Genomic DNA, 13,810 nt, shown 5'->3' on the forward strand with positions numbered 1-13,810 from the left:
CCCCGGAAGGGGGGCCGGGCTCTCGCGGCCGTGCGGTGGCGGTGCGGGGAGGATCAGGCCTCCTCGTCACCCGCCGCCTTGTCCTCGGGGGACTCCAGGCCGAACTGCTCGACGATCCACTTGTCGAACTCGATGGAGGCGCGGACCCAGCTGACCGTGGAGGACACGAAGTGCTCCAGGGCGACGCCGGTGCCGATCAGCATCTGCGCCTCGCCGATGAGGCGGAGGGTGGCCGAGCCGTCCTCCTCCTCGTGGAGGTGGGTGTAGACCTTGGGCCACAGGGTGCGGCGGTTCCAGTCGTCGATCGCGTCGAGGATCTTCGCGCGGTCGTCGGCCGAGTGCGGACGGTCGTAGAACGTCCGGACCGAGAAGACCTGCTGCTCGTCCTCGCCGCGGAACATGAAGTACGTGCGGAATTCCTCCCACGGCGCCGCGAGGTCACCCTCGTCGTCGACGACGTACTTCAGCTCCATCTGCTCGAGGAGCTGCTTGACGAGGTCCTGGTCGGGGACGACGGGGCCCGCCGGTCCTGCGGCCTGAGGCTGGGGCTGGCCCCCGAAATTCGGAATCGAGGACGGGTCGATGCTCACCGTGTATTTCCCTTCGTACGGATGTCGCCATCCTCCCCCATGCCGGGCAGTACGTGGCAAGCCCCACCGCCCGCGATCCGCTGCGGGCTGACAAGATCTGGTGCCCATGGGGGAGAAAACGGGGAAGAAAGCGGAGCCGGTGCGGCCGCGCGCGCGGACCTGGGTCTGGGTGACGGTGCTCGTGACGGCCTTCTGCGGCGGGCCGGTGGCCCTGTTCGCCTGGTTCGTGACGGGCTTGGACGACGTCGGCATGCCGAAGCCGGCCGCCTGCTCGGAGGTCATGGCCTTCGCCCACGGAAGTCTCCCGGCGGACGCCGAAGACGCCCGGTGCACCGAGGCCCACTTCCAGGACACGACGGTCGAGGCCGAGTTCCGGATGCCGCGCGCCGGGGTCGGGGCGTGGCTGAAAGCGACCTACCCGACAGGTGAGCCGGCCCTCGGTTGCGAGCAGGGCCGGTGCGTGGACGTCTCGTACGACGACGCGCTGTACGTGCGCGTCCGGGTCACGTACGAGGACGGGGCCACCGCCCTCGTACGCGTCGAGGCCTTCGACCTCTGAGCTACTGGACCGCGCCCACGATCAGGCCGTCCTCGAAGCGGTCCACGCGGACCGTGTCGCCGTCGACGACCTCGCCGGAGAGGATCTCCTTGGCGAGCCGGTCGCCGATCGCCGTCTGGATCAGGCGGCGCAGCGGCCGGGCGCCGTACGCCGGGTCGTTGCCCTCCTCGGCGAGCCACTCCAGGGCCGCCGGGGTGACGTCCAGGGTGAGCCGGCGCTCGGCGAGCCGCTTGCCGAGCCGGTCGATCTGGAGCTGCGCGATCCGGCCGAGCTCGGCCCGGTCGAGCGCCGAGAAGACCACCAGGTCGTCGAGCCGGTTGAGGAACTCGGGCTTGAAGCTGGCCCTGACGACGTCCAGGACCTGCTGCTCCTTGACGTCCTCCGAGGTCAGCGGGTCGACCAGGTACTGGCTGCCGAGGTTCGAGGTCAGGATCAGGATGGTGTTGCGGAAGTCCACCGTCCGGCCCTGGCCGTCGGTGAGCCGTCCGTCGTCCAGGACCTGGAGCAGGACGTCGAAGACCTCCGGGTGCGCCTTCTCCACCTCGTCGAGCAGGACCACGCTGTACGGGCGGCGGCGGACCGCCTCCGTGAGCTGGCCGCCCTCCTCGTACCCGACGTAGCCGGGGGGCGCTCCGACGAGCCGGGCGACGGAGTGCTTCTCGCCGTACTCCGACATGTCGATGCGGATCATGGCCCGCTCGTCGTCGAAGAGGAAGTCGGCGAGCGCCTTCGCCAGCTCGGTCTTGCCGACGCCGGTCGGGCCGAGGAAGAGGAAGGAGCCGGTGGGCCGGTCGGGGTCGGCGATGCCCGCGCGGGTGCGGCGCACGGCGTCGGAGACGGCCCGGACGGCCTCGGACTGGCCGATCAGGCGCTTGCCGAGCTCGTCCTCCATGCGCAGCAGCTTCTGCGTCTCGCCCTCCAGGAGGCGGCCGGCGGGGATGCCGGTCCAGGCGCCGACGACGTCCGCGATGTCGTCCGGGCCGACCTCCTCCTTCACCATCGTGTCCTTGCTGGCCTCCTGCTGGGCCTCGGCCTCGCTGGCGGCCTCCAGCTCGCGTTCGAGGGCCGGGATCTCGCCGTACAGCAGCTTGGAGGCGGTGTCGAAGTCGCCGTCGCGCTGGGCGCGCTCGGCGCGGCCGCGGGCCTCGTCGAGGCGCTCCTTGAGCTCGCCGACCCGGTTGAGGGACTGCTTCTCCTTCTCCCAGCGGGCGGTGAGGCCGCGGAGCTCCTCCTCGCGGTCGGCGAGGTCGCGCCGCAGCTTCTCCAGGCGCTGCTTGCTCGCCGCGTCCGTCTCGTTCTTCAGGGCCAGCTCCTCCATGCGGAGCCGGTCCACGGAGCGCTGGAGCTCGTCGATCTCGACGGGCGAGGAGTCGATCTCCATGCGCAGCCGGGAGGCGGCCTCGTCGACGAGGTCGATGGCCTTGTCGGGGAGGAAGCGGGAGGTGATGTACCGGTCGGAGAGGGTCGCGGCGGCCACCAGGGCGGAGTCGTTGATCTGCACCTTGTGGTGGGCCTCGTACCGGCCCTTCAGACCGCGCAGGATCGCGACGGTGTCCTCGACGGTCGGCTCGGCGACCAGGACCTGCTGGAAGCGGCGCTCCAGGGCGGGGTCCTTCTCGATCCGCTCGCGGTACTCGTCGAGGGTGGTCGCGCCGACCATGCGGAGCTCGCCGCGGGCCAGCATCGGCTTCAGCATGTTGCCGGCGTCCATGGCGGAGTCGCCGCCGGCGCCCGCGCCGACGACCGTGTGCAGCTCGTCGATGAAGGTGATGATCTGGCCGTCGCTCTCCTTGATCTCGGAGAGGACGGTCTTCAGGCGCTCCTCGAACTCGCCGCGGTACTTGGCGCCCGCGACCATCGCGCCGAGGTCGAGCGAGACCAGCCGCTTGTTCTTCAGCGACTCGGGCACGTCGCCCTTCACGATCCGCTGGGCGAGGCCCTCGACGACGGCGGTCTTGCCGACGCCGGGCTCACCGATGAGGACCGGGTTGTTCTTGGTGCGGCGGGACAGCACCTGGACGACGCGCCGGATCTCGTGGTCGCGGCCGATGACCGGGTCGAGCTTGCCCTCGCGCGCGGCGGCCGTGAAGTCCGTGCCGAACTTCTCCAGCGCCTTGTACTGCCCCTCCGGGTCGGGTGTGGTCACCCGGCGTCCCCCCCTGCTCTTCTCGAACGCGCCGAGCAGCTTCGAAGCGCTCGCGCCCTGCCGGTCGAGGATCTCACCGGCCGGGCCGCCCTTGTCGGCGATGCCGATGAGCAGGTGCTCGGTGGAGAGGTAGTCGTCGCCGAGCTCCTTGGCGCGCTTGTCGGCGTCGGCGATGACGGCGAGGAAGTCGCGGTTGGGCTGCGGGGGCGCGACCGTGGACCCCGTGATGCTCGGCAGGGCGGCGAGCAGCCGCTCCGCGCCCGCGCGGACGACGGCCTGGTCGGCCTCGACGGCGGCGAGCAGGTCGGTGATGTTCTCGTTGTCCTGACCGGTCAGCAGCGCGAGCAGAAGATGCGCGGGGGTCAGGTCGGCGTGCCCCTCGGACACGGCGCGGCTGCTCGCCGCGTTGATCGCGTCCCGGCTCCGGTTGGTCAGTTCGGCGTCCACGTGGGGTGCTCCTCCTGGGTTCTCGTGGGTCCTCTCCTTTTATGACTTCTCCAGGGTACACAAAGTTGAGTCGATCCCGCTCAAGGTGTCGAAGGGAGTCCCGCCCCGGGTAGTTTCCGGGCATGGCAACGGACCCGAGGAACCCTTCCGACTCGTACGTCGGCTTCTGGCGCGAGTACCACATGAGCACCCTGACCACCCCGCGCCCGGACGGCACTCCGCACGTCGTCGCGGTCGGCGTCACGTACGACCCCGAGGGCGGGTACGCGCGCGTGATCACCAACAAGAACAGCCGGAAGGTCGCCAACGTCCTGGCGGCGGGCGCGGACGGCGCGCGGGTCGCGGTCTGCCAGGTCGACAAGGGGCGCTGGGCCACCCTGGAGGGCGTCGCCCGCATCCGCACGGAGGCCGAGGTCGTCGAGGACGCCGTCGCCCGCTACGCCGAGCGGTACGGCCGCACGCCGGCCCCGAACCCGGACCGGGTCGTCATCGAGATCGCCCTCACCCGGGCGATGGGCCGCGCCTGAGGAACGTGCGCGCACAGCACAGCGGCGCCATCGCGTTTCAGGTCCGCGATGGCGCCGCTGTGTGGGGGAAGTGCCGGAGCGATCTACAACGACGGGGGAATCGCTCAGGCACTGCGGGGGGTGGCGGTGATGGTCTCGGGCTCGATCAGCTGGTGGTCCCGCTGGTCGAGATTGACGAAGATCATGCCGTACCGGATGGCACAGCGGATCGGCTGCGGTGCGCCCCTGGGGCGCCGGAGACACCGGTAGGCGCGGACGTCCTCGTCCTGCTCGCGTGCGACGACGATCGGCTCTCCGAAGAGAGTGACCTTCAGCGAGTCGCCACGGTGGGGGATGGCCGTGGCGAGATCGACGAAGTGCCATCCGGAGCGGTAGGCCGAGGCCATCTCGCGCCGGAACCTGGGGTCGTCGGGCGGGACACTCACGCGCCCGCACCCTTGGGAAGGATCTCCCAAGACGGCTCGCCGGGCGACGCGAGCACATCGTGCGCCGGAGTGCTCTCCCACGAGGGCTCGCCCGGCTCCGCCACTACGGAGTGCGCCGGGGTGGTCTCCCATGAGGGCTCGCCGTCGAGTGCGAGCACACCGAGAACAGCCGCCGCAACGGCTATGGCGCTAAGTGCACGAACCATCCTGGTCATGGCCGATCTCCACCTCTTTTGATCACTACCTCCCCCCCGCGAGTTAGACGATGACCTACTCATGACCCGTCCACCAGCCAACCCGGGCATCATGTTCCTGTAATTCATGACCCTGAGGGGGGTGCAAATGAGTCTGGAATGTGACGGAACGGGCCATAACCACAGTCACGGTGAACTATGCGACGTGGGAAAGGAGCTGTACGCGAACGCGCTCCGCACGGGTCGAATCGCCCGCTCCGAGGCCGCGGCCGCCCCTTGCCTGAAGGAGCTCTCCCTCCTTCACCCGGACCCCGACGACAGCCAGTGGCTGCACCCGGTGTCGCCCTCGATCGCCCTCAACCAGCTCGTCCACCCCATCGAACTGGAGATACAGGCGCGTCGGCAGCACGCCATCGCGCTCGCCGACGCATTCGAGCCATTCCTGGCCATCCACACACCCGACCCCTCCGCCGCACAGGCCATCACGGTCCTCGAAGGCCTCAGCGTCATCAACGCGACGCTCGACCGCGTCATCAACGAGTGCACCGAGGAACTCCTCACCATCCAGCCCGGCAGCGGACGGCGCCCCGAGACCCTCGAAGCGGCCCTGCGGCGCATGGAGCCCCTGCTCAACCGCGGCGTCCGGATGCGCACCCTCTACCAGCACACCGCCCGGCACCACCCCGCCACCCTCGCCTACGTGGAGCGGGTCGCCCCCTACGGGCTCGAACTGCGCACCCTCGAAGAGATCATCGACCGGCTGATCATCGTCGACCGCAAGGTCGCCTTCGTACCCGCGCGCAGCGACCGCCAGGTCGCCCTCGAACTCCGCCACGAAGGCCTCGTCCAGTACCTCGTCGGCGTCTTCGACCAGTTCTGGCTGCACGGCGTGCCCTGGGAGGAGGAGATCCCCTACAGCCCGTCCGTGGACGGCATAGGGGGCGTCCAGCGCTCCATCGCCAAGCTCCTCGTCGAAGGCCATGTCGACGAGGCCATCGCGCGCCGCCTCGGGATGAACGTCCGGACGTGCCGCGCCCACATCGCGAAGCTCGCCGCCGCGCTCGGCAGCGGGAGCCGGGCACAGCTCGGGTACCTGATCGCACAGTCCGGCATCCTCGAACGGGACAACTGACCGCCGTGTACGTACAGATCGACCTGGACGGGCCCGCGGGGACGCTCCGCGTGTCCGGCCACGGGCTGCCCGTCGTGGAGCTCGTACGGGCCCCGGGGAGCCGCCCCGACGCCCACACGCCCATAGGGACCCGCCGGGCCGGTCTCCTCGCGCTCACCGTCGACGGGGAGCCGGCCGCCCTCCGGCCGGCCCGCGGGCGGCTGCTGCGCCGGTCGTTCCGCGTCGACGTCCGCACCGACGGCGTCCACTACCGGCTGGTGCCGTGCGGGCACGACCACAGCCGCTTCACCCGGGACGGCCGGCGCGTGGGCAAGCTGCTGTGCTCGGGGAACGGGCGGGTCGTCGACACCTGGGAACCCGGCGCGACGCCCCGCGACATCGCCGTGGGCACCGCCCTGGCCGCCGCCTTCGGGACCGGCGCCTCCCCCTGGTACGAGACGGTCGGCGAGATCGTCTCCGAACTCATCCCCTGACCCCGGGACGCGCGAAAGCCCCGTCCACGGCTGTGGACGGGGCTTCGACGGGTACCTCGCGGACCTACTCGCCGCGCTTGGGGCGCCACACCACCAGGGCGCTCGCCTGCTGCACGTCCTGGTACGGCACCAGGTCGCGCCGGTAGGAGGCGTGCACCTGGGCCTCGCGCTGGCGCATCGCCGCCGCCGCGCCGTCGACCGCGGCCGACAGCTCCGCGATCCGGCTCTGCAGCGCCGCGACCTGGTGCTCCAGTTCGATGATGCGCTTGATCCCGGCCAGGTTGATGCCCTCGTCCTGCGACAGCTGCTGCACCTGGCGGAGCAGCTCGATGTCACGGGCCGAGTAGCGGCGCCCTCGGCCGGCCGTGCGGTCCGGGGAGACCAGGCCGAGCCGGTCGTACTGCCGCAGGGTCTGCGGGTGCAGACCGGAGAGCTGGGCCGCCACCGAGATGACGTACACCGGCGACTCGTCGGTCAGTTCGTACGGATTGCGTCGGCGTCCGTCCATCGGGTCACGCTCCCTTCGCGGCCTGGAACAGCTCCGCCCGGGGGTCCTCGGAGGCGGTCGCCTCGCGATAGGTCTCCAGGGCCTCGCGTGCCTTGTCGTCCAGCTCCTTGGGCACCGCGACCTCGACCGTCACGAGGAGGTCCCCGCGGGTGCCGTCCTTGCGGACCGCGCCCTTGCCCCGGGCCCGCATCGTCAGACCGTTCGCCGAGCCCGCGGGCAGCTTGAGGGTGACCGCGGGGCCGCCGAGGGTCGGGACCTTGATCTCGCCGCCGAGCGCCGCCTCCGAGAAGGAGACCGGCACCGTGACGGTGAGGTTGTCGTCCTTGCGGCCGAAGACCGGGTGGGCGTCGACGTGCACGACGACGTACAGGTCGCCGTTCTGCCCGCCGCGCTCGCCCGGCGCTCCCTTGCCGCGCAGCCGGATCTTCTGCCCGTCGGAGACGCCCGCCGGGATCCGGACCTGCATGGTGCGGGACGACTTGGCGCGCCCGCTGCCCTTGCAGACCTCGCAGGGGTTCTCGGCGATGAGGCCGCGGCCCTTGCAGTCGACGCAGGGGTCGGTGAGCGAGAAGCCGCCGCCGCTGCCGCGCGAGACCTGACCGGTGCCGACGCAGGTCGGGCACACCCGGGGCGTGCCGTTCTTGTCGCCGGTGCCCGAACACGCCGTGCACGGCTGCTGGCTGGACATCCGCAGCGGTACGGTCGCGCCCTCGATGGCCTCGGTGAAGCTGAGCGTCACCTCGGACTCGACGTCCTGGCCGCGCCGCGGCTGGGTGCGCGTGCCCCCGGCCGCCCCGCGGTTGAACAGTCCGCCGAAGACGTCCCCGATGCCGCCTCCGCCGCCGAAGCCGCCGCCGCCCGCCCCGCCCTGGGCGCCTCCGAAGAGGTCGCCCAGGTCGAAGTTGAACGAGCCGCCGCCGGGGCCGCCGGCCCGGAAGCCGCCGTTCCCGAACAGCGCGCGCGCCTCGTCGTACTCCTTGCGCTTCTTGGGGTCACCGAGGATGTCGTTCGCCTCGGAGATCTCCTTGAAGCGCTCCTCGGCCTTGGTGTCGCCCTTGTTGGCGTCCGGATGGTTCTCGCGGGCGAGCTTCCGGTACGCCTTCTTGATCTCGGCCTCGGTGGCGTCCTTGGGGACGCCGAGAACCTTGTAGTAGTCCTTCTCGACGAAGTCCTTCGTGCTCATCGACGTCCCTCCTCCCGCTTCCGGGTACGGCTGTTACTCGCTGTCCTTCTCGGACTTGTCGGAGTCTTCCGACTCCTCCGCCTTCGCCTGCGCGCCCGGCTGGGGCTCGGCGACGGCCACGCGGGCGGGCCGGATGGTCCGCTCGCCGATCCGGTACCCCGGCTGCAGGATCGCCACGCACGTCGTCTCGGTGACGTCCGGCGCGTACGAGTGCATCAGGGCCTCGTGGATCGTCGGGTCGAAGGGCTCGCCCTCCTTGCCGAACTGCTGCAGACCCATCTTGGCGACGACGGTCTCCAGCGATTCGGCCACCGACTTGAACCCGCCCACGAGCTCGCCGTGGTCCCGGGCCCGGCCGACGTCGTCGAGCACGGGAAGGAGCTCGGCCAGGAGGCTCGCGACGGCGATCTCCTTGACCGTGACCCGGTCCCGCTCGACGCGGCGACGGTAGTTCTGGTACTCGGCCTGGAGCCGCTGGAGGTCCGCGGTGCGCTCGTCGAGCGCGGAACGGACCTGGTCCAGCTGGGCGGTGAGGCCCGCGGTACCGGCCGACTTCTCGTTGCTTGCGTCCCCGGCCGGGGCCGTCGACTCCTCCTTGGCGGAGGTCTCGACGGCCTCGGCGGCGTCGTCAGGGGTGGCGCCGGAGGGGACGTCGGACTTCTCCTCGAAGCCCGGGGTCTCCTCGGTCACGCCTGACCGCCCTTCTTGGGCTCGTCGTCGATGATCTCGGCGTCGACGACGTCGTCGTCCTGCGCCTGGGCCTGGCCGGCGTCACCGGCGGCCTGGGCGCCCTGGGCGTCGGCGTACAGCGCCTGGCCGAGCTTCTGGGAGACGGCCGCGACCTTCTCGGTGGCGGTGCGGATCTCGGCGGTGTCCTCGCCCTTGAGCTTCTCCTTCAGCTCGACGAGCGCGGCCTCGACCTCGGCCTTGACGTCACCGGGGACCTTGTCCTCGTTGTCCTTGAGGAACTTCTCCGTCTGGTAGACGAGCTGCTCGCCCTGGTTGCGGGACTCGGCGGCCTCGCGGCGACGGTGGTCCTCGTCCGCGTACTGCTCGGCCTCCTGGCGCATCCGGTCGACCTCGTCCTTCGGCAGCGAGGAGCCGCCGGTGACGGTCATCTTCTGCTCCTTGCCCGTGCCCAGGTCCTTCGCGGTCACGTGCATGATGCCGTTGGCGTCGATGTCGAAGGCGACCTCGATCTGCGGGACGCCGCGCGGCGCCGGCGGCAGGCCGGTCAGCTCGAACATGCCCAGCTTCTTGTTGTACGCCGCGATCTCGCGCTCGCCCTGGTAGACCTGGATCTGCACGGACGGCTGGTTGTCCTCGGCCGTCGTGAAGATCTCGGACCGCTTGGTCGGGATCGTGGTGTTGCGCTCGATGAGCTTGGTCATGATGCCGCCCTTGGTCTCGATGCCGAGGGACAGCGGGGTCACGTCGAGGAGCAGGACGTCCTTGACCTCACCCTTGAGGACACCGGCCTGGAGGGCGGCGCCGATGGCGACGACCTCGTCCGGGTTGACGCCCTTGTTGGCGTCCTGGCCACCGGTCAGCTCCTTGACGAGCTCGGCGACGGCCGGCATGCGGGTCGAACCACCGACGAGGACGACGTGGTCGATCTCGGAGAGGTTGATGCCCGCGTCCTTGATGACGTTGTGGAACGGCACCTTGCAGCGGTCGAGCAGGTCCGAGGTCAGCTGCTGGAACTGAGCGCGCGTGAGCTTCTCGTCCAGGTGCAGCGGGCCCTCGGCGGAGGCCGTGATGTACGGCAGGTTGATGGAGGTCTCGGTCGAGGACGAGAGCTCGATCTTCGCCTTCTCCGCGGCCTCGCGGAGACGCTGGAGAGCCATCTTGTCCTTGGCCAGGTCCACGCCGTGGCCGTTCTGGAACTGCGTCACCAGGTAGTCGACGACGCGCTGGTCCCAGTCGTCACCACCGAGGTGGTTGTCACCGTTGGTGGCCTTCACCTCGACGACGCCGTCGCCGATCTCCAGGAGGGACACGTCGAAGGTGCCGCCACCGAGGTCGAAGACGAGGATCGTCTGGTCGTCCTTGTCCAGGCCGTACGCCAGGGCGGCCGCGGTCGGCTCGTTGACGATGCGCAGGACGTTGAGGCCCGCGATCTCACCGGCCTCCTTGGTGGCCTGGCGCTCGGAGTCGTTGAAGTACGCCGGGACGGTGATGACCGCGTCGACGACCTTCTCGCCCAGGTAGGCCTCGGCGTCGCGCTTCAGCTTCTGCAGGATGAAGGCGCTCATCTGCTGCGGGTTGAAGTTCTTGCCGTCGATCTCGATCTTCCAGTCGGTGCCCATGTGGCGCTTGACCGACCGGATGGTCCTGTCGACGTTGGTGACGGCCTGACGCTTGGCCACCTCGCCGACGAGCACCTCGCCGTTCTTCGCGAAGGCGACGACGGACGGCGTGGTCCTGGCGCCCTCGGCGTTGGTGATGACGGTGGGCTCGCCGCCTTCCAGAACGCTGACGACGGAGTTAGTCGTGCCCAGGTCGATGCCGACCGCACGTGCCATTTCGATTCCTCCAGCTGACTGACTTGAGTGGAACTGACTCAAGGATGCACGAGGAGGTCGTGCGCGTCAACAGACCTGAGTCGTGTCGACTCAACTCTTCGCCCGCCCGGGCGCTCAAAGGGCGCGTCGCTCCCCCGTTTGCCCGGGTTCACATGAGAGAGTCCGGACATATCCCAGGATTACCGCCGGAGGGTGTGACCGCATGACGCCGACGCGCGCGATGACGGCGAAGCGCTCCTTCGACGTGGCGGGCGGGATCCTCCTGCTCCTCGCCCTCTCGCCGCTGATCGCCGGCACCGCCGTGTCCGTCACCCTCAGCGGCAGCGGCGCGGTGCTGCGCCGCCGGACGGTGGCGGGTCTGCACGGCCGGCCCTTCACGATGCTGACCTTCCGCACGAAGAGCCCGCTGGCCGCGCTGCCGCTGCTGTTGCACGTGGTCACCGGCCGGATGTCGCTCGTCGGCCCGTGCCCGCTGGCCCCCGCCCACCGCGAGTGCGCGGGCGACGGACGCCGGCGGCTCTCCGTGCGCCCCGGACTCACCGGCCCGTGGCAGATCAGCGGGCGCTCGGAGCTGCCGTGGGAGGAGCGGGAGCTGCTCGACCTCCACTATGTGGACCACCATTGGCTGGGGATGGACCTCACCATCCTGGCGCGTACGCTTCCAGCAGTCCGCAGGCGTCGCGCGGCAAGGTTTGCCTGAGCGACACATATCACCGCGAGCGCCGCTACAGCGCGGCGCCGTGACCGGGTAATCTCAGCAGGAACTCAATAAGTTACCGCTTAGTAGGCCCGCCCGAGGAGCCCGTCATGCAACTCGCCGCGATCATCGTGTCGATCGCCATCACGGTGGTGGCCGTCGCGCTGTTCGGCCGCGCCACCGTGCAGATCTACCGCTTCGTGCGGCTCGGTCAGCCGGTGCCCGCCGGTACACGCACCGGTGACCCCAAGCAGCGCACCATCACGCTGGTCAAGGAATTCCTCGGCCACACGCGCATGAACCGCTGGGGCATCGTCGGCTTCGCGCACTGGTTCGTCGCGGTGGGCTTCTTCTCGCTGCTCCTCACCATCGTGAACGCCTTCGGCCAGCTCTTCCAGGCCGACTGGCTGATCCCGATCATCGGCGACTGGCTGCCGTACGAGGTCTTCACCGAGTTCCTCGGCCTCATGACGGTCCTCGGCATCGTGACCCTCATCGTCATCCGCCAGCTGAGCAAGCCGACCAAGGCGGGCCGCAAGTCCCGCTTCGCCGGCTCCAAGACCGGCCAGGCGTACTTCGTCGAGGCGGTCATCCTGATCGTCGGCGTCTGCATCATGACGCTCCGCGCCCTCGAAGGCGTCCAGCACCACGTGACGAGCTGGGAGCCCGGCTTCTTCGCCTCGTACCCGCTGATCGCGCTGCTCGACGGCCTGGACCTGAGCACGATCCAGTACCTCACCTACTTCTTCGCCTGCCTCAAGATCGTCACGTCCTTCACCTGGATGATCACGGTCTCGCTCAACACCAACATGGGTGTGGCCTGGCACCGCTTCCTCGGCTTCCCGAACATCTGGTTCAAGCGCAACGCCGACGGCTCCACCGCCCTGGGCGCGCTCCAGCCGATGTCCACCGGTGGCAAGGAGATCGACTGGGAGGACCCGGCCGAGGACGCCGTCTTCGGCGTCTCCCAGGTCGAGCAGTTCTCCTGGAAGGGCATCCTCGACTTCTCCACCTGCACCGAGTGCGGCCGCTGCCAGTCGCAGTGCCCCGCCTGGAACACCGGCAAGCCGCTCTCCCCGAAGCTCCTCATCATGTCGCTGCGCGACCACGCGCACGCCAAGGCCCCGTACCTGCTCGCCGGCGGCGGCAAGGACATGGAGGGCAACGAGAAGGCGACCGAGGAGCAGCTGAAGGACGTCCCCGCCTCCGCGATCGCCGAGGCCGAGCGCCCCCTCATCGGCACCGCCGAGGAGAACGGCGTCATCGACCCCGACGTCCTGTGGTCCTGCACCACCTGCGGCGCCTGCGTCGAGCAGTGCCCGGTCGACATCGAGCACATCGACCACATCGTCGACATGCGCCGCTACCAGGTGATGATCGAGTCCGCGTTCCCGTCCGAGGCGGGCACGATGCTCAAGAACCTGGAGAAGAAGGGCAACCCCTGGGGCCTGGCCAAGAAGCAGCGCGTCGAGTGGACCAAGGAGGTCGACTTCGAGGTCCCGATCATCGGGAAGGACGCGGAGGACCTCTCCGAGTTCGACTACCTCTACTGGGTCGGCTGCGCCGGCGCCCTGGAGGACCGGGCCAAGAAGACCACCAAGGCCTTCGCGGAGCTGCTCAACATCGCGGGCGTCAAGTTCGCGATCATGGGCGGCGACGAGAAGTGCACCGGTGACTCCCCCCGCCGCCTGGGCAACGAGCCGCTGTTCCAGCAGCTCGCCCAGGAGAACGTCGCCATGCTGAACATGGCGTTCGGCGAGGACGACGAGGACGAGTCGACCAAGAAGCCGAAGTCGGCCAAGAAGATCGTCTCGACCTGCCCGCACTGCTTCAACACCATCGCCAACGAGTACCCGCAGCTCGGCGGCGAGTACGAGGTCATCCACCACACCCAGCTGCTCCAGCACCTCATCGACGAGGGCAAGCTGGTCCCGGTGACCCCGGTCGAGGGCCTCATCACCTACCACGACCCCTGCTACCTGGGCCGGCACAACAAGGTCTACACGCCGCCGCGCGAGATCATGTCCGCCGTCCCCGGCCTGCGCCAGCAGGAGATGCACCGCCACAAGGAGCGCGGCTTCTGCTGCGGCGCCGGTGGTGCCCGGATGTGGATGGAGGAGCGGATCGGCAAGCGCATCAACAACGAGCGCGTCGACGAGGCCCTCTCCCTCAACCCGGACATCGTCTCCACCGCCTGCCCGTTCTGCCTCGTCATGCTGACCGACTCGGTCAACGGCAAGAAGAACGACGGCAAGGCCAAGGAGTCCGTCACCGTCGTGGACGTGGCCCAGCTCCTCCTCGAATCGGTGAAGACCCCGGTCGACCCGGAGCCGGAGTCGGCCGAGGAACCCGAGCCGGCCGTCTGAAGCTGACATGCGAGGAGGGCCGCCCCGCGTGAGCGCGG

General features: G+C 69.7%; 14 protein-coding genes. 6 read left to right on the forward strand and 8 right to left on the reverse strand.

The genetic code is table 11. The features are described 5' to 3' along the window. Nucleotides 1-53: 53 nt before the first annotated feature. On the reverse strand, nt 54-590 hold the full coding sequence (locus ACFCY7_RS36410) for a YbjN domain-containing protein (RefSeq protein WP_376490360.1): 537 nt from the start codon (nt 588-590) through the stop codon (nt 54-56). 106 nt (nt 591-696) lie between these two features. Here ACFCY7_RS36410 and ACFCY7_RS36415 point away from each other — a divergent pair, with 106 nt between their 5' ends. Continuing rightward, complete coding sequence (locus ACFCY7_RS36415; protein ID WP_376490361.1) at nt 697-1,149, forward strand: hypothetical protein; 453 nt, start codon at nt 697-699, stop codon at nt 1,147-1,149. Between the two features lies 1 nt (nt 1,150). On the opposite strand, the gene clpB is transcribed toward ACFCY7_RS36415, so the two are convergent. Next, complete coding sequence (clpB, locus tag ACFCY7_RS36420; protein WP_376490362.1) at nt 1,151-3,742, reverse strand: ATP-dependent chaperone ClpB; 2,592 nt, start codon at nt 3,740-3,742, stop codon at nt 1,151-1,153. Between the two features lie 122 nt (nt 3,743-3,864). Between clpB and ACFCY7_RS36425 the strand changes: the two genes are divergently transcribed. Then, nucleotides 3,865-4,269, forward strand: coding sequence for a pyridoxamine 5'-phosphate oxidase family protein (locus tag ACFCY7_RS36425; RefSeq protein WP_376490363.1), 405 nt, complete (start codon nt 3,865-3,867; stop codon nt 4,267-4,269). 104 nt (nt 4,270-4,373) lie between these two features. Here the strand turns inward: ACFCY7_RS36425 and ACFCY7_RS36430 are convergent, their stop codons facing one another. After that, on the reverse strand, nt 4,374-4,694 hold the full coding sequence (locus tag ACFCY7_RS36430) for a hypothetical protein (RefSeq protein ID WP_026058376.1): 321 nt from the start codon (nt 4,692-4,694) through the stop codon (nt 4,374-4,376). After that, complete coding sequence (locus ACFCY7_RS36435) at nt 4,691-4,909, reverse strand: hypothetical protein (RefSeq protein WP_017240214.1); 219 nt, start codon at nt 4,907-4,909, stop codon at nt 4,691-4,693. Before ACFCY7_RS36435 ends, ACFCY7_RS36430 begins: the two co-directional genes overlap by 4 nt. 106 nt (nt 4,910-5,015) lie before the next feature. On the opposite strand from ACFCY7_RS36435, the gene ACFCY7_RS36440 reads away from it, so the two are divergent. Together ACFCY7_RS36440 and ACFCY7_RS36445 are read left to right on the forward strand one after the other, a co-directional pair. Further along, a complete protein-coding gene (locus ACFCY7_RS36440) occupies nt 5,016-6,020 on the forward strand; it encodes a helix-turn-helix transcriptional regulator (protein ID WP_367823449.1) in 1,005 nt (334 codons plus the stop codon). Nucleotides 6,021-6,025: 5 nt separating this feature from the next. Next, a complete protein-coding gene (locus ACFCY7_RS36445) occupies nt 6,026-6,493 on the forward strand; it encodes a hypothetical protein (protein ID WP_376490364.1) in 468 nt (155 codons plus the stop codon). Nucleotides 6,494-6,557: 64 nt separating this feature from the next. Here the strand turns inward: ACFCY7_RS36445 and ACFCY7_RS36450 are convergent, their stop codons facing one another. Genes ACFCY7_RS36450 through dnaK form a run of 4 tightly spaced genes read right to left on the reverse strand, consistent with a single transcriptional unit; the run spans nt 6,558 to nt 10,709 of the window. After that, nucleotides 6,558-7,001, reverse strand: coding sequence for a heat shock protein transcriptional repressor HspR (locus ACFCY7_RS36450; RefSeq protein WP_376490365.1), 444 nt, complete (start codon nt 6,999-7,001; stop codon nt 6,558-6,560). A 4-nt stretch (nt 7,002-7,005) separates the two neighbouring features. Beyond that, entirely contained in the window at nt 7,006-8,184 is a 1,179-nt protein-coding gene (gene dnaJ / locus ACFCY7_RS36455; protein ID WP_376490366.1) for a molecular chaperone DnaJ, read from the reverse strand. Between the two features lie 33 nt (nt 8,185-8,217). Further along, nucleotides 8,218-8,874: a nucleotide exchange factor GrpE gene (grpE, locus tag ACFCY7_RS36460; RefSeq protein WP_376490367.1), complete on the reverse strand. Its 657-nt coding sequence runs from the start codon at nt 8,872-8,874 to the stop codon at nt 8,218-8,220. Then, on the reverse strand, nt 8,871-10,709 hold the full coding sequence (dnaK, locus tag ACFCY7_RS36465; RefSeq protein ID WP_367823456.1) for a molecular chaperone DnaK: 1,839 nt from the start codon (nt 10,707-10,709) through the stop codon (nt 8,871-8,873). The genes grpE and dnaK overlap by 4 nt, the downstream gene beginning before the upstream one ends. A gap of 202 nt (nt 10,710-10,911) precedes the next feature. On the opposite strand from dnaK, the gene ACFCY7_RS36470 reads away from it, so the two are divergent. Together ACFCY7_RS36470 and ACFCY7_RS36475 are read left to right on the forward strand one after the other, a co-directional pair. Beyond that, nucleotides 10,912-11,409 (forward strand): sugar transferase, encoded by a 498-nt coding sequence (locus ACFCY7_RS36470; RefSeq protein WP_376490368.1) that lies wholly within the window; start codon nt 10,912-10,914, stop codon nt 11,407-11,409. A 107-nt stretch (nt 11,410-11,516) separates the two neighbouring features. After that, nucleotides 11,517-13,772 (forward strand): (Fe-S)-binding protein, encoded by a 2,256-nt coding sequence (locus tag ACFCY7_RS36475; RefSeq protein ID WP_376490369.1) that lies wholly within the window; start codon nt 11,517-11,519, stop codon nt 13,770-13,772. Nucleotides 13,773-13,810: the final 38 nt, after the last annotated feature.

Origin of the sequence: Streptomyces sp. NPDC056361 (assembly GCF_042262805.1) — a bacterium.
Lineage (GTDB): Bacteria > Actinomycetota > Actinomycetes > Streptomycetales > Streptomycetaceae > Streptomyces.